The sequence below is a fragment of the Lichenicola sp. genome (assembly GCF_965198575.1).
Taxonomy (GTDB): domain Bacteria; phylum Pseudomonadota; class Alphaproteobacteria; order Acetobacterales; family Acetobacteraceae; genus Lichenicola.
Genome location: NZ_OZ240671.1, coordinates 194,656 through 213,180 on the forward strand (window position 1 = coordinate 194,656; position 18,525 = coordinate 213,180).

An 18,525-nucleotide genomic window follows, 5' to 3' on the forward strand; every position below is an offset into this window, starting at 1 on the left:
CACGCTCAGGTTGCCTATTTGTTCCGCGCGTGGCGTGCGGGTGCAGATGCAGCGGCCGGCTAGGACGTCACGATGCTCACACGCAAGCAGCACGAGTTGCTCAGCTTCATCGACCGCCATCTGAAAGAGACCGGCTTCTCACCGAGCTTCGACGAGATGAAGGACGCGCTGAACCTGCGGTCGAAGTCGGGAATCCACCGCCTGATCTCGGCACTCGAGGAGCGCGGCTTCCTGAGCCGTCGGCATCACCGGGCGCGGGCGCTGGAGGTGCTGCGTCTGCCCGAGGCTGGCCCGACGAGTGTGGTGGCAACGCCTCCCGCAGGCGCCGAGGGGCTTCCTGCCGACGGGCATCACCTCCCGACGGACGATCTCGATCCGGGCCAGGCTCCGTTCCTGCCGAACGTCATCAAGGGCGACTTCAGCCAGAGGCTGCCTGGAGTGCTTGCAGCCGCCGGCGTCGGTGCGATCCAGCTCCCGCTCTATGGGCGGATCGCGGCAGGCCTGCCGATCGAGGCGCTCCGGGACACCGGCGCCCATGTCGAGGTGCCGCTCGCGTTGATCGGCAGCGGTGAGCATTACGCGCTCGAGGTCGCCGGTGATTCGATGATCGAGGCCGGCATCCTGGATGGCGACACGGTCATCATCCGGCGATCCGACAACGCCGATAACGGCCAGATCGTGGTGGCGTTGATCGACGATGCGGAGGTCACCCTGAAGCGTCTGCGTCGACGTGGAAGTGCCGTGGCGCTCGAGCCGGCCAATGCGCGCTACGAGACCCGCATCGTGCCATCGGACCGCGTCCGTGTGCAGGGCCGCCTGGTCGGCCTGCTGCGCCGCTACAACTAGGCGCGCACCGCTACCGGCTGGCCTAGCGGAAGCGCCCGCGGGCCGCCGGCAAGCGTCGTCATGTAGGTGCACGCCCCGATCGACGCTCCGAGCGAGAAGTGCAGGAACAGCATCGCTTGCCGGAACGCCGACTCGCCGAGCGCTACTGCGACATGGTGCGGGTCGGCATTCGCCAGCTGCAGCCCGGTATCGAGCCCGAGATTGAGCAGCACCACCGGCAACATGACCATGATCCACACGATCGCATAGCGCCCCGCGTTGCCGCCCATGACGTTCACGCTCTTGCGCCACCCGGGCTGCGGAGGGTCCAGGGCCAGCACGGTGAAGAACGGCACCTGGCGGATTATCGCCCACAGGCTGATCGCGACCGCTGCTGCAGGAAGCACGAGAACGACCAATTCCCCGCCCCGCGGCATGTGCCCGCCGGCAACAAGGATTGCAGCCAGGCCGGAGAGCCCGACCAGCGGGACCCCCCAGGCATAGGTGAGCAGAAGGAAGCCCAGGTATCTCCAGAACGGCCGCTTGAAGAAGAACGGGTCGAACGGCTCATCGAGCAGGATGTGGCGGCGCCAGGAGATGCTGAATGACAGCAGGAACTTGAGCCCGAGGAGCCACGCGACCGCGGCGCCCGCCACCACATACCAATGTGCGGCGAGCACGGCATCGAATTTGCCCGAGAGGCCGTGTGCCTTGCCGACGACCCGGTGATACAGGAACTCGGCCGTCACCAGGAATACCACCGGCGGCCAGATCGCCTTGGCGTGCAGCACTCGAAAACGCCACAGCAGCCTGTAAGCCTGGGCTGCGGTGGCGAGGATCGGCAGGGGCTGGGTCACACTCATGACGGCTGAACAGGCGACGCCCGAGGCCGGTTCCCGAAGCCTTTTCGCCGATGAGTGCCGGTGCGGGAATTCAGGCGGCGGTCGCTCGCCTCGGCAGCACCCAGCCCGGCCTGACGAAGTGACAGGTGTAGCCGTTCGGGATCCGCTCCAGGTAATCCTGATGCTCCGGCTCGGCTTGCCAGAACGGGCCGGCCGGCGCCACCTCGGTCACCACCTTGCCGGGCCACAGGCCGGACGCGTCGACATCGGCGATGGTATCCAGAGCAACCCGCCGCTGCTCCTCGCTCGTGTAGAAGATCGCCGACCGGTAGCTGGCGCCGCGATCGTTGCCCTGGCGGTCACGGGTCGACGGATCATGGATCTGGAAAAAGAATTCCAGCAGCGCCCGGAAGCTGGTCTTCGCCGGATCGAAGACGATCTCGACGGCCTCGGCGTGGTTCCCGTGATTGCGATAGGTCGCGTTCGCCACCTCGCCGCCGGAGTAGCCGACGCGGCTGCTGATGACACCGGGCTGCCGGCGTATGAGATCCTGGACGCCCCAGAAGCAGCCACCCGCGAGCACGGCACGTTCTTCGGTCATGTGTAGGTCCCTCCAACTGTCGAAGATATGGCGGCGTCCGGCACGATCTTCCATGGGGCCTCCGGGAGGCCAGGCATCGACATCGCCAGCCGGGTCACCGCCCCCTGGTCGAGGCCGGCCTGCCACGGGATCTCTGCAATCACCCTGACATCACCATGCCGCTCGATCGCTGCACGATTGCCCGGTGAAGGCGGCCCGTTCAGCACCACGCCTGCGACGCTGATGCCGCGCCGTCGCAGCGCCTCCAGGCTCAGCAGGGTGTGATTGATGGTCCCCAGGCCGCTGCGCGCGACCAGCACCACGGGCAGGCCGAGCCGGATGATCAGGTCGGTCATCATCAGGCCCCCGCCGATCGGCACCAGCACGCCCCCTGCCCCCTCGACCACCAGCGGACCCTCGCCGTCCGGCAGGCGCACGACCCCGGGGTCGAACGCGACCCGTTCAAGGGCAGCCGCATCCTCCGGCGACAACGGTGCCTGCAGTTCGAGCGCCGGCGGATGGATCCGAACGCCATCGCCTCCGAACTCCCGGACCACGGCGCTGTCCCCCGGATCCTGATCCAGACCGGTCTGCAGCGGTTTCCAGTACTCGGCGCCCCACGCGCGGACCAGGCAAGCCGAAACCAGCGTCTTGCCGATCCCGGTATCGGTGCCGGTCACGAACACCCCGGGCCGCACCGGCCGTCGCAGGTGTCCGAACCCCACGCAATACGAGGCAACGGCCCCGTGCTCGGCCTCGAACCGATGCAACGCGCGGCGCATCCGGCCGGCTCCGACCGGCCTGACGCCGGTCGCAGGCCGGTCCGCACCAATCGCCCGCAGCGCACGCAGGAACGACACTCCGTCGGGATACGCGCTTGCGATACTTTCGCTCTCCCACTCTCCACCGCACTCGCAGCGCATGTCCTCGACAGACCGGTACTGCAGCCCCGGATCAGGCATCGCCTCGGCGTCCCGCACCGCACGCCATTCCGCCAGGGTGCCGGCCAGCAGGGTTGCGACATGCAGCCGTCCACCCGGTCGCAGCAGCCTGCAGAGCGCGCCAAGGGCGGCCGGCGGGTCCGGCAGCCATTGCAGCGCCAGGCTCGAGCAGACCAGGTCGAACTCACCGGATACCGCCGGCAGCGCCGCGTCCATTGCCAGCACCTGCAGCCGATCGTCGCCGGCCATGGAGCGGCGGGTGACCGGGAGCATCCCGGGTGCCAGGTCGGTGGCGATGATCGTCGCGGCGGGCATCCGCCGGCGCAGCGCCCGGGTCAGCAGGCCGGTGCCGCAGCCGATTTCCAGGATGCGCGGATGCTCGCCCCCGGACAGCGGACCCGATGCCATGATCCGGTTCGCCAGCCGCTCCGCAACCAGGCGCTGCACCGTGGCAGCCCCCTCGTACGACGCCGCCGCCCGCCCGAAGCTGGCCCCGATCGAGCGGATGGTCATGTCGCGGCGAACGCGCGCAGCCGGTCGGCGCACCAGTCCGGCCGGCTCAGCGGCAGCACATGGCCGGGGGCATCGCTCCACACGATCGAGGCACGGTCGAAGCAGGCGCTGGTCAGGGCAGCGGGCACCACCGGATCGTCGGCAGCGGCGAGCGCCATCACCGGCAGGCCGAAGGTCGCCGGAGCACCACGCGCATCGCCGTCGCGCAGCCGCACCAGCCCAGCCGTGAGGCGCCCAGCATCCAGATCGGAATACCGCTCCCTATCCGGCCCTCGGACATCGATCCCGCAGCGAGCCTGGAACGACGCCACGGTCGCTGCCGGGTCGATCGCCAACCGCTTCACCATTCGGTCGAGCACGCGCACCGGTGCTCCCTCCGGAAAGTCCTGCGCCGCGGCGAAACGGGTGAAGCCGTTGATCGCGACAAGCCCGCGGCACGCCACCGGAAGATCGAGCAGCAGATCGAGAACGCCGCCGGAGTGCCCAACGGCGACCGTACCCTCGGGGACGGACACATCCCGCAAGTCGCACGGCCTCCCGCCCAGGTAGCCGAGCTCGACCACGCTGGTCCTGGCCTCGGGAAGCAGCCTGCGGACAGCATCCCAGACCCCCGCATCGAAGCCCCAGCCATGCACGAAGAGGAACGATTGCCGGGTCATCGGCCGGCGCCTGGCGAAAGTCCGGTCTCCACGAGCCCGGCGGCAAGCGCTGCGATGATGCGTTCCAGGTCCGCCTCATCGTGGCCAGCACTCAAGGCAAGCCGGATCCGGCTGCGGCCAGGCGGTACCGTCGGCGGCCGGATGGCGACGCCCAGCACCCCCAGCCGCTCCATCGCCGCCGCCAGGTCGAGGGCTGCCGCCGCGTCACCGACCAGCACCGGAACGATCTGCGTCGTCGATCCTGCGGTGTCGATCCCGAATTCGAGCAGCGCCGCCCGCAGCCGGTCCGCCGCCGCCGCCACTCTCGCGCGATCCGGATCCATTCCGGGCACCAGGTCGAGTGCCGCATCGATCGCCCCCAGCACCGGCGGCGGCAGCGCCGTGGTGTGGATGAAGCCCGAGCAGGCATTCACCAGGTAGTCGCACAGCACCTGCGAACCCGCGACATACGCCCCGAAACTGCCGAACGCCTTGCTGAAGGTGCCCATCACCAGGTCGACGCCGCCCGCCTCGACCGACAGCCCGGCGCCCGCCGGCCCGAGCACGCCGGTCGCATGGGCCTCGTCGACATAGAGGAAGGCCCGGTGCCGCGCGGCGATCGCCCGGAGCCGGCCGATGTCGGCGCGATCGCCATCCATGCTGAACACGCTCTCGGTGACGATGAAGCACTGCCCGCTTTGGCCCGCATGGTCGGCCAGCATCGCCTCGAGCTGCTCGAGATCGTTGTGGCGGAAGCGCACCTGCCGGATCCCGGCCGCCTGGATGCCGTGATGCAGGCTGGCGTGGATCAGCCGGTCGGCGAACACCGTGGGCGCAGCGCCTGCGCCGGCCCGCGCCACCTTGAGCAGCGCCGGCAGCACTGCCGCATTGGCCTGCCAGCCGGATGCGAACAGCAGCGCCGCCTCGGTCTGCTTGAACGCGGCGAGCCGGCTCTCGACGCGCCGGTGCAGCTCGAACGTGCCCGTCACCAGCCGCGACGCGCCGGCCCCGGTGCCATGCCTGGCGCCCCACTCAGCCGCGCGCTCGGCCAGCAGCGGGTGCTGCGCCAGCCCGAGATAGTCGTTGGCCGAGGCGTTCAGCAGCATCCGGCCGCCGCGCATCACATGGCCGGATGACGGGCTGCCGGGCACCAGCGTGCGCAGCTGCCGCTGCCGGCCAAGCTCCCGCAGCGCGGCGTCGAGCATCGGATCGAGACATGACATCAGGCCGCACTCCTGCCGCCGCCGACCGGTCCGGTCAACATCCACCGACACGCCCTGGCGCCGACCGCCGATCCGGTGCCATCAAGCGGCATGACCCACGGCACCCTCTGGCTCCCCTACACGCAGATGCGCACCGCGCTTCCGCCGCTGCACGCCGCCTGGACCGATGGCTGCCGGATCGGCCTCGAGGATGGCCGCGTGCTGATCGACGGCATCGCGTCCTGGTGGACCGCCTGCCACGGCTACAACCATCCGCATATCGCCGAGGCGGTGCGCCACCAGCTCGCCCGGATGCCGCACGTGATGCTGGGCGGCCTCGTGCATGAACCGGCGCTCCGGCTGGCCGACCGGCTGGCAGCGCTCCTGCCCGGCGACCTCGAGGCGGTGTTCTTTGCCGAGAGCGGATCGGTCGCGGTCGAGGTGGCGATCAAGATGGCGGTGCAGTACTGGCTCAACCGCGGCGAACGCGGCCGCACCCGGCTCGTGGCCTTCCGCGGCGGCTATCACGGCGACACCTTCGCCACCATGGCCGTGTGTGACCCCGAGGAAGGCATGCACAGCCTGTTCCAGGGCGTGTTGCCGCAGCACCATCTGGTCTCGCTGCCGCACGACGACGCAGCGGAAGCGGAACTGGACGGCTTCCTCGCCACCAACCGCACCGGCATCGCGGCGATCCTGGTCGAGCCACTGGTGCAGGGCGCCGGCGGCATGCGCTTCCACGCGCCCGAAATGCTGCGCCGACTCCGCCGGCTCGCCGACCGGCACGGCCTGCTGCTCATCCTGGACGAGATCTTCACCGGCTTCGGCCGCACCGGCAGTATGTTCGCGTGCGAGCAGGCCGGCATCGTGCCGGACATCGTCACCCTGTCTAAGGCGCTGACCGGCGGCACCATGGCCTTGTCGGCGGCAGTCGCCCGGCGGCACGTGTTCGAGGCCTTCCTCTCCGACGACCCCACCCACGCGCTGATGCACGGCCCGACCTACATGGCGAACCCGCTCGCCTGCGCTGCTGCGAACGCCTCGCTGGACCTGTTCGAGCGCGAGGACCGGCTCGGCCAGGTGGCGACGATCTCGTCCCTGCTCGCCGAACAGCTGGAGCCGTGTCGCATCCTTCCGGGAGTAGTCGACGTCCGTGTGATGGGCGCGATCGGCGTGGTGCAGCTGGACCGCATCGCCGACATGAATGCCCTGAAGGCGCGGCTGGTGGCCCAGGGCGTGTGGGTGCGGCCGTTCCGCGACATCGTCTATCTGACGCCGTCCTTCACCATCACCACGGACCAGCTGGCGACGCTGACCCGGGCCATCCACCAGGCCCTCGGCAGGGCGGGCTAGGCGAGGTCCCAGCGGGCCGCCACAGCGTCGTCGGCAGTCCGCGCCTCGACCCACTCGGAGCTTCCGTCCGCATAGTCCTGGCGCTTCCAGAACGGCGCCCGGGTCTTGAGCCAGTCGATCAGGAACGCTGTGGCATCGATGGCCGCTGCCCGGTGCGGGGCAGCCGTGAGCACCAGGACGATGCCCTCGCCGACCGGCAGCCGGCCGATCCGATGCAGCACGGTGCAGCCGAGCAGCCTGAAGCGCTGCTCCGCGGCCGCGGCGATGCCGGCGATCGCCGTTTCGGTCATGCCCGGATAATGCTCGAGCGTCAGCGCCTGGAGCGCCCGACCGTGTGCGTCCGGATCGGCCCGCACCAGGCCCACGAAACAGCCGATACCGCCGATGGCGCCACCCCCTGCAGCCGTAAGCGCCGCAAGCTCGCCGCCGACGTCGAAGGCTGCCTGCTGCACCCGGACCGTCGCCATCAGCCGCCCGTGACCGGGGGGAAGACTGCGATCTCGTCGCCCGCGGCCACAGGGTGGTCCGGGCCGGCGAACTCCTGGTTCACGGCAATGCGCACCGGACGCCCTTCCGCGACGATTGCCGCGAAGGCCTGGTCGCGTGCCTGCAACCAGGCCAGGACGCCGCGCACATCACGCACCTCGGGAGGCAGGGACGCCCTCTCGCCGGCGCGACCCAGGCGATCGCGCACCCACGCGAAATAGAGGAGCTGGACGGACGCCATCCCGGGGACCCTGTCGAACGGGTCCTACTTGGGGGCGTCCTTTACGGTTTGCACGCTGCCATCCGGGCTGATCACGGTGCTGGTGCCGTCGCCGTTCGGGATCACGATCTTGCCGCTGCTGTCCACGCCCTTGCTGTGGAACTTGGTGGATGGGTCCGGCACCGTCGCCGACAACCCGCCACCCGACAGCCCGCCACCGGACAAGCCTCCGCCCGATTGGCCGCCGCTGGGTCCGCCACCGGCGCCGCCGAACCCGTCCTGGTCGATCCCGGCGCCGCCACGGATCGAATTCTGCTCGCCGGCACTCATGGTGCCGCCGTTCGGCAAGCCCGCACCACCCAGCAGCACGCCGTTGGTCTGGCCGCCATTGCGCGACACATCGCTCAGGGTCGGCAGCGGCTGCGGCGGACCCGGCCACACATTGCCCGGCTCCGGCTCGATCGGCCGCTCCACCGGCTCGATGCCACGAGAGCGCTGCAGGTTCTCACTCACCCCTGTCGTGGAGTTCGGATTCTGTCCTGGCAGCCGCTCCGTATCGGTGAAGAACTTGCCCAGGCCCGAGCAGCCGCTCAGAAGCAATAACGTTCCAAGCACAGCCGAGCGCCGCATTGTCGTCCCCCTGCGGCTCCAAATGCCGCCCGCGCCGGACTTTGCCCTCAACCGGGCCTCTAGCTCAAGGGAGCGTGCGCCACAGGATGCGGCAGCGCGGCAATCCAGACACAGATCGCCTCGATGTCGTTGAGGTCCAGGATCGGGCCGTGCCAGTCCGGCACCGGCACGTCCGCCGCCAGCGCGCTTATTCCCGGGTCATCATGGAACAGCGGGCGCTTGCCTGCACGGAGGGCGATCTCTCCACGGATCAGCTCGAGTCGTGGCCCAGGAACGGCGCCGAACCCTTCGACAAGCACCAGATCGACCGGAGCCAGGCGGTGCAGCAGCGACGGCAGGTCGGCAGGCGCGTCCGGCGTCTCGCGCAGCAGGGCCCAGCGGCGGTCGGACACCAGCAGGACTTCCTCCGCCCCGGCCGCCCGGTGCCGATGGCTGTCCTTGCCCGGCAGGTCGAGGTCTACAGCGTGGTGCGTGTGCTTGACCGTCGAGACCCGCAGCCCGCGCGCGCGCAGTCGCGGCAGCAGCTGCTCGATCAGTGTGGTCTTGCCGCTGCCCGAACGCCCGACGATGCCCAGCGCGCGCAGCGTCAGGGAACCGCCCGACCGGGCGGCACCGAGCCCGCATCGGCCTTGCCGACATGGCGCAGGCTGGTCACCAGGTAGTCCCAGCCGGTCACCAGGGTGAGCAGGGCCGCGACCCACAGCATCACCGCGCCGATGATCCCCACGGGCAGCCAGCCGATGCCGAGCAGCCGCGCTGTGCTGTCACCGGCCAGCAGCACGCCGAGCGCCCCCATCTGGAACGCCGTCTTCCATTTGGCGAGCCTGGTGACCGGCAGGCTGACCCGGCGGCCGGCCAGATGCTCCCGCAGCCCGCTGACCAGGATCTCGCGCAGCAGGATCACGATCGCCGGGTACAGCCCCCACAGTGGCAGCCGGCCCAACCCCGCCAGCACCATCAGCGATGCGCCGATCAGCAGCTTGTCGGCGATCGGGTCGAGCATCCGGCCGAGATCGGAGAACTGGTGCCGCGCGCGGGCGATGTGGCCGTCCAGGTAATCGGTGATGCCGGCGGCGATGAACAGCAGGCAGGCCGCGAAATCGGCATACGGGCGATGCAGCGCTACCAGCGCCACCAGCACCGGGATGGCGGCGATCCGGGACAGGGTCAGGACATTCGGCAGGTCGCTCAGCATCGATCGGATCCGTCTGCGAGCGCGCAGTCTATCGCAGCCGGTCCCATGCCGATACCTCGGCACGCACTCCGGCCGGCACCTTCAACCTGGCTCCTCCCGCCACCCGGGATGGAAGTGGCCGTAGATCGAGCGGGCGGTCTCGCGGCTGACTCCCGGCGTGTTCTCCAGGTCGCTGAGGCCGGCCTGCTTCACCCCGCGCGCCGAGCCGAAATGGTTCAGCAGGGCGCGCTTGCGGGCCGCCCCGATGCCGGGGATCTCGTCCAGCTCGCTGCGCACGATCGCCTTCGAGCGACCGGCCCGGTGGGTCGTGATGGCGAACCGGTGCGCCTCGTCGCGCAGCCGCTGCAGGTAATACAGCACCGGATCACGCGGCGGCAGCTGGAACGGGGCAGCGTCGCCGGTGTGGAACCACTCGCGCCCGGCATCCCGGTCGGGACCCTTGGCGATCGCCACCAGCTTGACGTCGGTAACGCCCAGATCGTCCAGCACCTGGCGCACCGCGCTGAACTGGCCGAGCCCACCGTCGATCAGCAGCAGATCCGGCCAGTCCGGACGGCTCGGCGCCTCACCGGTCTCCTCCTGCCGCGCCGCCTGCTCCCGCAGCGCCCGCCCGAAACGCCGCTCCAGCACCTCGCGCATCATCGCGAAATCGTCGCCCGGGGTGATCGGGCCGCGGATCGAGTACTTGCGGTAGGCCTGCTTGGTGAAGCCCTCGGGCCCCGCCACCACCATCACCCCGTACGCGTTGGTGCCCATGATGTGGCTGTTGTCGTAGGTCTCGATCCGCTCCGGCGGCCCGGCCAGGCCGAACAGCGCCGCCACCCCATCCAGCAGCTTCGCCTGACCGGCGCCCTCCGCCAGCTTGCGCTCCAGGGCTTCCCGCGCATTGGTCGCGGCGTGCTCGACGACCTGCCGCTTCTCGCCGCGCACCGGCACCGCCAGCTCCACCTTGCGATCGGCCTTCAGGCTCAGCGCCTCCTGGATCAGCTCAGGCTCGGACACCGCGAAGTTCAGCAGCAGCAGCGGCGGCGGCGGCTTGTCGTCGTAGAACTGCGCGATGAACGCCGACAGCACCTCGCCGGCCTCCTCGCCCTTGGTGTTGGCCGGGAAGAAGGCGCGGTTGCCGTTGTTGCGGCCGCCGCGGATGAAAAACACCTGCACGCACGCCTGGCCCGCCGCCAGGTGGATGGCGATGACGTCGGCATCCTCGATGCTGGCCGGATTCATGATGCCGCTGCCCTGCACGTGGGTCAGCCCGCGGATCCGGTCGCGCAGGGCGGCCGCGCGCTCGAACTCCATCGCCTCCGACGCGGTCTCCATCTCGACCGCGAGCTCCTTCTGCACGCTGCCGGCCTTGCCCGACAGGAACGCCCGCGCCTGGCCCACAAGCCGGTCGTAGCCCTCCCTGTCGATCCGCTCGACGCAGGGTGCCGAGCAGCGCTTGATCTGGTGCAGCAGGCACGGCCGGGTGCGGTTGCTGAACACGCTGTCGCTGCAGGAGCGCAGCAGGAACACCCGCTGCATCGCCGTGACGGTCTGGTTGACCGCCCAGGCGGACGCGAACGGGCCCCAGTAGCTCGCCCCCTTGCCCGGCTTGCCGCGATGCTTGGTGATCTGCGGGAAGGCGTGCCCGTCGGTCATCATCAGCCACGGGTAGCTCTTGTCGTCGCGCAGGACGATGTTGTAGCGCGGCTTCAACCGCTTGATCAGGTTGGCCTCGAGCAGAAGCGCCTCGGCCTCGGTGTGCGTCGTGACGATCTCCATCGAGACCGTCTCGTTCACCATCCGCCGCAGCCGCTCCTGCAGCCGCCCGACCTGGGTGTACGAGTACACCCGCTTCTTCAGGCTGCGCGCCTTGCCGACATAGAGCGCGTCGCCCTTGCCATCGAGCATCCGATAGACGCCCGGCGAGAGCGGCATCGTCAGGAGCGCCCGTTCGATCACCCCCACCCCGATCTGCACCGGCCGGGCGCGCGTGTCTGCGGCGTCGCCGGCCATCAGCGGGGTATCCGTCGTGTTGGTCTCCGTCATGCCGCCTCAAATAGTGCGGCGGTGGCTGCAAGCGTAGCCGCAAACGGTCACCGTGGAGGGTTTTGCTCGCCTGCTTCGCCAGCAGGGTTCTCCACCGGCGCTGTGGATAAGTCTGTGGGTGAAGCTCTGACAGATTGCCCGCGGGCGCAGTCGCCCTAGGGTCGTATCAGATTGCCCAGATTGTAGGCACCCGCCGTAACCTGTTGTTCCTGCACGATTTGAAAATTACACGCCTGTCACGGCGTTAACATAATCGGCCATTTCGTTGGAAAAGCTTGGAGTCAATGCCGGGCGTGGACAAAATCCGGCCGTGGCCGCGCCGACGATCCCGGTTTGTTCAGTTTGACAGGTTACGGAGCATGCGCCAGCCGTCCCGGATATCTACGCCCTCGTCATGAAAAGAGGCGCCCGGCTTCCCGGGCGCCTCCTGGCATGCCGATTCGCTGACGAACGTCAGGCTGCGGCGGCGATCCGGTCGACGCTCGCGATAGCCACGACCGAGAGCTCGATTGAGCTGGCACCGGCAGGGACATGCAGGGTCGCTGCCCCGTTGGTCCAGCGGAACGGCACGGCTCCCTGCTCAGGCGCATACCAGCCATTGCCGAACGCGGGCCCGACCAGCGAAAGCTCGGTCATGACATCGTCATGCAGAACCCTTGCGGACGAGATCGCGACGCCCAGCAGCCGGCGATCCTCGAGCCACGGTCGGCTCGACCATGGCGACGATGCCTGCGAGGTGATCGTCAGGCTGCGGGCCCCGCCCGGCAGGCTGCACCGGAAGATCGACGCGCCCGACTCCGTCGCGACCAGCACCGCATGATAGGTGTCGCCGTCGACGACGATGTCGAAGCTCGGCTCGGCCGGCTGTGCCGGAGCCGGCAGCGCGTCGTTGGCAGCCACGAACAGCGAATGGGCGCGCTCGGCAAGGCTTTGCCAGACCGGCTGGACCTGGTCCGAAGCCAGGCTCAACGGCGCATAGCCGTGCGCCTCATAGACCGCGACGGCCGGAGGCAGCTCGATTGCCAGCTGGCGGAGGGCCGTGACACCCTCGCCCTCGGCTGCGAGCAGACCGGCGACGTCGAGGTAGGACTCCACCTGCAGCCCTTCCGCCAGCAGCAGGTCATGGCTTTCGAGGCCGACATGGTAGTACGTCACCTCCGCGACCTGGTCCTGGACGATGCTGCGACCGTTGACCAGCATGCGGGCGGGAATGAGCTTGCCGTCGATCCAGATCGCATGGTCCGGCGAGACGACCAGGTCGCGCACCGGCAGGCCCTCCGCAACGGCACCCTGGCGGATCCGGATCGGCATGAACATCTCGGGGCGGGCAACGTCCGCGACGCGGATCCTGCGCGAGCCGGTCCAGGTCACCGGGGCCAGGCGACCGAACGCCCAGACCGCATCGCCGACCTCGATCGTCTCGACGGCACGCGGACCGGAAGCGGTCTCGATCATCACCCCGGCGGTGAAACACGTCGCACTCTCGGTAAAATACAGGCCGAGCCCGTTCGGGATCTCCTGGATGGTCACCGTGACCGGCGATGACAGCGTGTAGCCGGGGAACAGGTCGCCGGTCTGGATGCCGATGAACACCCCGCTACCGACCACCTGGAAGCCGCCACCGGTCTCCGGGACCAGCGAGATCGTCGATCCGAACGGGAATCCCTGCACGCTCTCGAGGGCTGCGAACGCCACCGCGATGTTCGGAGTGAAGAGCTCGTCGAAGGTGACCGTGTTGCCACTCAGGCTGACATCGTACGAGCCATAAGCGTTAGTGGATTGCACCGTATCGGACATGGAGCCTCCAAAGGAGCCTGGAACATGCCGGACGCTGCACCTGTGGAGCCCGGCCGGATCGGCGACCTCGCCCATCCCCGTCCTCCATAACCGCTACTCTCAGTATTTAGACTGTTAATTCGAAGATGAGATGATTATCACGCCTCTATAATGAGCCGTGTGTCTGGTTTTTACTCCAAGTTTTGATACAGCCCGGGAAACGCAGGATCTAAGGTGCCGGCTCCCGGCTCCGGTCCTCGGCCTGGCGCAGTAGCCGCAGGAAGTTACCGCTCCAGAACGCTGTTATATCGTCAGCGGAATAACCGCGCCGGACCAGCTCCGACGTCACGTTCGGGCTCTCCGAGGCATTGCTCCAGCCACGGATCGCGCCACCACCATCGAAGTCGGAGCTGATGCCCACATGGGAGACGCCGATCCGGGCCACCGCGTAGTCGATGTGATCGACGAAATCCGCGACCGCGGCCTCGCCGCCACGCCGACTTTCGCCGCGCGGGCACAGGAAGCCCGGCATCGCGGTGATCTGGATCAGGCCGCCGGTGGCGCGCAGCGCGTCGAGCTGGGTATCGTCCAGGTTGCGCCGGTGGTCGCACAGCGCGCGGATGCAGGAGTGCGTCGCCACCACCGGGGTCGACGAGACCTGTGTCGCCTGCAGCATCGCGTCCCGCGACAAATGCGACACGTCCACGAGCATCCCGTGGCGGTTCATCTCGGCCACCGCGTCGCGTCCGAGCCCGCTCAGCCCGCCATGCCGCGTCTCGGCGTCGCCCAGGTCACGTCGCGGGATGGCGCTGTCGGCGACCAGGTTGTGGCCGTTATGGGTCAGCGTGACATAGCGGACGCCCTGCTGCCGAAACCTGGCGATCACCGAGAGATCCTCGCCGAATGCGTAGGCGTTCTCGACCGCCGGGACGATCGCGATGCAGCCCTCGCGGTGGGCCTGCTCGATCGCGTCGGCCGTCTCGCACAGGCGCGTGCGGATCCGCCCGGCACCGACACCATCAGGGCCGTCCGGTGCCGCCCCCATCCCGGCGATCCGCTCGAGCATCGCGAAGGCGCGGGCGGTCGCCGCCTGGTGGCCGGCCGTATCGAGCGGACCTTGCGGCACGTAGGCGGCAAAACAGCCTGCCCAGAGGCCGCCCGCGCGCATCTTCGGGATATCGACCCGGCGGGTTTTCGAATCCAGGAACGGGTCGTCGCCGTCTGGCCAGGGGATGTCGATGTGGCTGTCGAGGGTGAGCAGGGTGGCGTGCAGATCTGGGAGGTCGTTCATGGCGACGGACGCAACTCCAGCGCCGCCCTTTATGCAAGCCACGCCCGTCGCGGAGTACCCCTCTTGCCATCGGCCGGCGCCTGCGCGACCAGACCGCCATGCGGATCGTCACCTGGAACATCAACTCGCTGCGGCTGCGGCTCCCCCAACTCGAGCAGCTGGTCGGTGAACTTTCGCCCGACGTCATCTGCCTGCAGGAGACCAAGGTCCCCGACGAGTTCTTTCCCGAGGACGCCCCGGCACGGCTCGGCTACCCGCATCATCTCCGGCGCGGCATGAAGTCCTATAACGGGGTGGCGATCCTGTCCCGGTTCGCGCTGGCGCCGCTGGAGGGACCACCCGAGCGCGGCATGCCGGACTGGTGCCTGAAGAACGACCGGCGACACCTGGCGGTGACGCTGCAGGCGCCGGGCGGGCCGGTCGAGCTGCATGATTTCTATGTGCCGGCGGGCGGCGACATCCCCGATCCGGCGCTGAACCCGAAATACGCGCACAAGCTGGCGTTCCTCGACGAGGTGACGGCCTACTTCGCCGCCCACCCGCCGAGGCGCTGCATCCTGGTCGGCGATCTCAACATCGCACCGCTGGAGCATGACGTCTGGAGCCACAAGCAGCTCGCCGGCGTGGTCAGCCACACGCCGCCTGAGATCGAGCGGATGCAGGCCTTGCTCGAGACCGGCTTCATCGACGCGATGCGGCGGTTCGTGCCCGCCGACACCAAGCTCTACACCTGGTGGTCGTACCGCAACCGCGACTGGCGCGCCTCCAACCGTGGCCGCCGACTCGACCATGTCTGGGTGTCCGCAGACCTCGGACCTGCCCTGCGTGGATTGACCGTGCTCGACGCCGCACGGGATTGGGCGTCCCCGTCGGACCACGTGCCGGTCGCCATCGACATCGACCTGTAGCGAGCGGGCTGGGACAGGCTACGATCCGGACCGCGTCCCGGAGACCTCGCCCATGCCAGACATTGCCTTACCATTCACGATGGATGCGGCGATCAAGTACGGAGCCGCCCCGCTCCCGGCTTCGGCGGATGATCCTATGCCACCGGGTTGGGTGCGGATCCCGGTCGCCTTGCAGATCACCCTCCCCGCCGGCTTCGCGGATCAGGCGGCGACCACGCCACCTTCAGGGTCCAGCCGGTAGCCACCGCCCTCGGTGACCAGCAGGCAGGCATTCGCCGGATCGGGCTCGATCTTCTGGCGCAGGCGATAGATGTGCGTCTCGAGGGTGTGGGTGGTGACGGCCGCGTTGTAGCCCCACACCTCGTTCAGCAGCACCTGGCGCGGCACCGGCCGGGTGCCAGCGCGATACAGGAACTTCAGGATCGCCGCCTCCTTCTCGGTCAGGCGGATGCGGCGGTTGCGGGCAACCTCCTGCAGCAGCTTGGCGGAAGGCCGGAAGGTGTACGGCCCGATGGTGAAGACCGCGTCCTCGCTGTTCTCGAAGATCCGCATTTGCGCGCGGAGTCGTGCCAGCAGTTCGGCGATCCGGAACGGCTTGGCGACGTAGTCGTTGGCACCCGCGTCGAGGCCACGCACCACGTCGGCCTCGTCGTCGGAGCCGGTCAGCATGATGATCGGCATCCGGCGGCCCTGCTTGCGCTGCTCGGCACAGAAATCCCGCCCGTCGCCGTCGGGCAGGGTGACGTCGAGGATCAGCGCGTCGTAGCGCGACGTGGGAACCGCAAGCAGTTCAGCAGCCTCCGCGATCGACCCGGCCTGCTCTACCGAGAATTCGCCCTCGAGCTGGAGTTGTTCGACCAGTGCCTCCCGCAGCGCCTGGTCATCGTCGACGATCAAGATTGGGCGTTCACCCGCCATGGATTCCCTCGTCCCTGAGCCGCAGCACGCCAGCGGGTGCTGTCATGGCCACAATGGTCGTCATCTCCGCGCCGAACAAGGTTTCGGACACGTGACTATCCGTCATCCTCACAACGCGGTGACGGGGATCTCCGCGCAAGGTCGAGCCAGACCCTCCGCACACATTTTCGTGAAGACGTCGAGATGGGCTATATCACTGATAACGGACGCCGTCTGACTCGAAAGGCTGAGCCATCTCCACCGCCATCATCGAAGCCGACGACCTCCCGCGAGCTCACCTGCGGATGGGGACCATCCGTGTTCCTGCGTGGCTCGGAGCGGCCGGCATCCGGCGCGACAAGGAGGAAGGCGATCATGCCACGCCGGCTGGCCTGCTGATCCTGCGCCGGGTGCTCTACCGGGCGGATCGGGGCGCCGCTCCGACATGCGCCGTGCCCCGAGAGGCCTTGGCGCCGGCGGATGGCTGGTGCGACGACCCGCGCCACGCCGATTACAACACCGCGGTCCAGCTGCCGCATCCCGGCCGCCACGAGGAGCTTTGGCGCGACGACCAGCTCTACGACATCATCGGCGTGCTGGGCTGGAACGATGATCCGGTGGCGCGCGGACGCGGATCGGCGATCTTCCTGCACCTGGCGACTCCGGGCGGCGGCCCGACCGCAGGCTGCATCGCGCTCGAACGACCGGCACTGCTCCAGGTCCTGGCCGCAGGCCTGACCGCTATCGGGGTGCCCGGCTGAACTAGGCCGAGCGCGCCAGCACCGCGGTGAAGAAGCCGTCGGTGCCGTGCTGGCGTGGCGTCAGGCGCAGGAACGGTGTCTCGGGCGAAATCGCCGATGCCGCCAGCGGGGTGGCCAACGTCGCCGGATCACGCAGGTCGAGCGCCGAGAAACCGGGCTGGCGTGCCAGGAACGCCTCGATCTGGGACGCATTCTCCTCGGCCAGCACCGAACAGGTGGCATAGACCAACCGGCCGCCCGGACGGACCAACCCGGCCGCGGCGTCGAGGATCGCCGACTGCTTGGCGGTCAGTTCGTCGAGATCGGAGCGGGTCAACCTGAGCCTCGCATCCGGGTTGCGGCGCCACGTTCCGGTGCCGGTGCAGGGCGCGTCGACCAGCACGCGGTCGAAACTGGCAACGCGGCGCTTGCCCCACTTGTCGCCCGCCACCAGCAGGTGCCGCTCGACGTTATGCACCCCTGCCCGCCTGAGACGGCGAACCGCACCGTCCAGCCGCGACTCCGAGACGTCACAGGCGACGATATGGCCGCGATTGCCCATCGCCATCGCAAGCCCGAGTGTCTTGCCGCCGGCGCCCGCGCAATAATCCAGCACCCGCATGTCCGGACCGGCGCCCACCGCCTGCACCACGAGCTGGCTCCCCTCGTCCTGGATCTCCACCTGGCCGTCCTGGAACGCCTTGGTCGCCATCACCGGCTGGCGCGAGGTGATGCGCAGGCCCCAGGGCGAAAGCCGGGTCGGCTGCGCGTCGATGTCCTCCCCGGCCAGTGCCGCCTGCGCCGCCTCCCGCGTGGTGCGCAGCAGGTTCACCCGCAGGTCCAGCGTCGCCGGCGCGGTCAGGGCGGCGATCTCGGCATGGGTCTGCTCGCCGAACTGCGCCCGCAGCAGCGGCAGCAGCCAGTCGGGAACCTCGAGCGCCACGGCCTCGGGCATCTCCGGATGGTCCAGCGTGTGGCCCTCGAGGGCACGCAAAACCCGCGCCTCGAACGGCTCCAGCACGTCGGGGGCATAGCGGCCGCCGGAGAACGCGCGGGCGAGGCTCTCGACCGGGCGGCCTTCCAGCACGGACAGCGCACCGATCAGCAGGCGTGGCTGCGCTTCGCCGCCGGCCCGGACGAGCCACCATTCCAGACGGCGCCAGGCGCGCAGCACCGACCAGACCTGGGTGGAGACCTCACGCCGGTCGCCACCGCCGATATAGCGCCGCTCGCGGAAGAAATTATTGGCGACGGCGTCGGCCGGGCGTCTCGGCGTGGCGTCCATCTGGAACAGGAGGTCGATGGCGGCGGCCAGGCGGGCGGTGGGGGTCATGCGTGTTCCAGGAAGGCAGGCCAGGGCGCTGCCCTGGACCCGCTCAAGGCGGAGCCTTGAGAATCCAACTTACAAGAGGTGTCCAGAGGCCGAGGCCTTTGGCGGGTCCGGGCAGAGCCCGGCT

The 18,525-nt window shown here is 69.0% G+C and carries 19 protein-coding genes; 4 read left to right on the top strand and 15 right to left on the bottom strand.

The genetic code is table 11. The features are described 5' to 3' along the window. Positions 1-72: 72 nt before the first annotated feature. Positions 73-846: a transcriptional repressor LexA gene (gene lexA / locus ACOEQ2_RS01115; RefSeq protein WP_419729558.1), complete on the top strand. Its 774-nt coding sequence runs from the start codon at positions 73-75 to the stop codon at positions 844-846. Here lexA and ACOEQ2_RS01120 read toward each other — a convergent pair. From ACOEQ2_RS01120 to ACOEQ2_RS01140, 5 genes are all read right to left on the bottom strand, one after another. After that, positions 843-1,688, bottom strand: a complete 846-nt coding sequence (locus ACOEQ2_RS01120) for a hypothetical protein (RefSeq protein ID WP_419729559.1) — start codon at positions 1,686-1,688, stop codon at positions 843-845. The two genes, lexA and ACOEQ2_RS01120, sit on opposite strands and share 4 nt — an antisense overlap. Positions 1,689-1,758: 70 nt before the next feature. After that, positions 1,759-2,268 (bottom strand): peptide-methionine (S)-S-oxide reductase MsrA, encoded by a 510-nt coding sequence (gene msrA, locus ACOEQ2_RS01125; RefSeq protein ID WP_419729560.1) that lies wholly within the window; start codon positions 2,266-2,268, stop codon positions 1,759-1,761. Then, complete coding sequence (gene bioD / locus ACOEQ2_RS01130; RefSeq protein WP_419729561.1) at positions 2,265-3,701, bottom strand: dethiobiotin synthase; 1,437 nt, start codon at positions 3,699-3,701, stop codon at positions 2,265-2,267. The genes msrA and bioD overlap by 4 nt, the downstream gene beginning before the upstream one ends. Beyond that, complete coding sequence (locus ACOEQ2_RS01135) at positions 3,698-4,360, bottom strand: alpha/beta hydrolase (protein WP_419729562.1); 663 nt, start codon at positions 4,358-4,360, stop codon at positions 3,698-3,700. The genes bioD and ACOEQ2_RS01135 overlap by 4 nt, the downstream gene beginning before the upstream one ends. Next, a complete protein-coding gene (locus ACOEQ2_RS01140; protein ID WP_419729563.1) occupies positions 4,357-5,562 on the bottom strand; it encodes an aminotransferase class I/II-fold pyridoxal phosphate-dependent enzyme in 1,206 nt (401 codons plus the stop codon). Before ACOEQ2_RS01140 ends, ACOEQ2_RS01135 begins: the two co-directional genes overlap by 4 nt. Before the next feature lie 90 nt (positions 5,563-5,652). Here ACOEQ2_RS01140 and ACOEQ2_RS01145 point away from each other — a divergent pair, with 90 nt between their 5' ends. Continuing rightward, positions 5,653-6,894, top strand: coding sequence for an adenosylmethionine--8-amino-7-oxononanoate transaminase (locus ACOEQ2_RS01145; RefSeq protein WP_419729564.1), 1,242 nt, complete (start codon positions 5,653-5,655; stop codon positions 6,892-6,894). Here the strand turns inward: ACOEQ2_RS01145 and ACOEQ2_RS01150 are convergent. The 8 genes from ACOEQ2_RS01150 to ACOEQ2_RS01185 all read right to left on the bottom strand — a co-directional run bounded on the left by ACOEQ2_RS01150 (position 6,891) and on the right by ACOEQ2_RS01185 (position 14,523). Beyond that, positions 6,891-7,361 (bottom strand): molybdenum cofactor biosynthesis protein MoaE, encoded by a 471-nt coding sequence (locus tag ACOEQ2_RS01150; protein ID WP_419729565.1) that lies wholly within the window; start codon positions 7,359-7,361, stop codon positions 6,891-6,893. The genes ACOEQ2_RS01145 and ACOEQ2_RS01150 overlap by 4 nt on opposite strands. Further along, entirely contained in the window at positions 7,361-7,621 is a 261-nt protein-coding gene (moaD, locus tag ACOEQ2_RS01155) for a molybdopterin converting factor subunit 1 (protein ID WP_419729566.1), read from the bottom strand. Before moaD ends, ACOEQ2_RS01150 begins: the two co-directional genes overlap by 1 nt. 24 nt (positions 7,622-7,645) lie before the next feature. Then, positions 7,646-8,113 (bottom strand): hypothetical protein, encoded by a 468-nt coding sequence (locus ACOEQ2_RS01160; protein ID WP_419729567.1) that lies wholly within the window; start codon positions 8,111-8,113, stop codon positions 7,646-7,648. A 176-nt stretch (positions 8,114-8,289) separates the two neighbouring features. Beyond that, positions 8,290-8,931: a molybdopterin-guanine dinucleotide biosynthesis protein B gene (gene mobB / locus ACOEQ2_RS01165; RefSeq protein ID WP_419729568.1), complete on the bottom strand. Its 642-nt coding sequence runs from the start codon at positions 8,929-8,931 to the stop codon at positions 8,290-8,292. After that, positions 8,817-9,425 carry a CDP-diacylglycerol--glycerol-3-phosphate 3-phosphatidyltransferase gene (gene pgsA / locus ACOEQ2_RS01170; protein ID WP_419729569.1) on the bottom strand — a complete coding sequence of 203 codons (609 nt, stop codon included), beginning with the start codon at positions 9,423-9,425 and terminating at the stop codon, positions 8,817-8,819. The genes mobB and pgsA overlap by 115 nt, the downstream gene beginning before the upstream one ends. Before the next feature lie 81 nt (positions 9,426-9,506). Then, positions 9,507-11,423 (bottom strand): excinuclease ABC subunit UvrC, encoded by a 1,917-nt coding sequence (gene uvrC / locus ACOEQ2_RS01175; RefSeq protein ID WP_419731103.1) that lies wholly within the window; start codon positions 11,421-11,423, stop codon positions 9,507-9,509. A 486-nt stretch (positions 11,424-11,909) separates the two neighbouring features. After that, the gene (locus ACOEQ2_RS01180; protein ID WP_419729570.1) at positions 11,910-13,253 is read right to left on the bottom strand and encodes a Hint domain-containing protein; all 1,344 of its coding nucleotides are present in this window, start codon (positions 13,251-13,253) and stop codon (positions 11,910-11,912) included. A gap of 208 nt (positions 13,254-13,461) precedes the next feature. After that, on the bottom strand, positions 13,462-14,523 hold the full coding sequence (locus ACOEQ2_RS01185; protein ID WP_419729571.1) for a dipeptidase: 1,062 nt from the start codon (positions 14,521-14,523) through the stop codon (positions 13,462-13,464). A gap of 98 nt (positions 14,524-14,621) precedes the next feature. Here ACOEQ2_RS01185 and ACOEQ2_RS01190 point away from each other — a divergent pair, with 98 nt between their 5' ends. Then, positions 14,622-15,431, top strand: a complete 810-nt coding sequence (locus ACOEQ2_RS01190) for an exodeoxyribonuclease III (protein ID WP_419729572.1) — start codon at positions 14,622-14,624, stop codon at positions 15,429-15,431. 201 nt (positions 15,432-15,632) lie between these two features. Here ACOEQ2_RS01190 and ACOEQ2_RS01195 read toward each other — a convergent pair whose 3' ends face one another. Continuing rightward, positions 15,633-16,349, bottom strand: a complete 717-nt coding sequence (locus ACOEQ2_RS01195; protein WP_419729573.1) for a response regulator transcription factor — start codon at positions 16,347-16,349, stop codon at positions 15,633-15,635. A gap of 284 nt (positions 16,350-16,633) precedes the next feature. Between ACOEQ2_RS01195 and ACOEQ2_RS01200 the strand changes: the two genes are divergently transcribed. Further along, complete coding sequence (locus tag ACOEQ2_RS01200; RefSeq protein ID WP_419729574.1) at positions 16,634-17,089, top strand: L,D-transpeptidase family protein; 456 nt, start codon at positions 16,634-16,636, stop codon at positions 17,087-17,089. Position 17,090: 1 nt separating this feature from the next. Here ACOEQ2_RS01200 and ACOEQ2_RS01205 read toward each other — a convergent pair whose 3' ends face one another. Continuing rightward, positions 17,091-18,401, bottom strand: a complete 1,311-nt coding sequence (locus ACOEQ2_RS01205) for an RsmB/NOP family class I SAM-dependent RNA methyltransferase (RefSeq protein WP_419729575.1) — start codon at positions 18,399-18,401, stop codon at positions 17,091-17,093. Positions 18,402-18,525 lie beyond the last annotated feature (124 nt).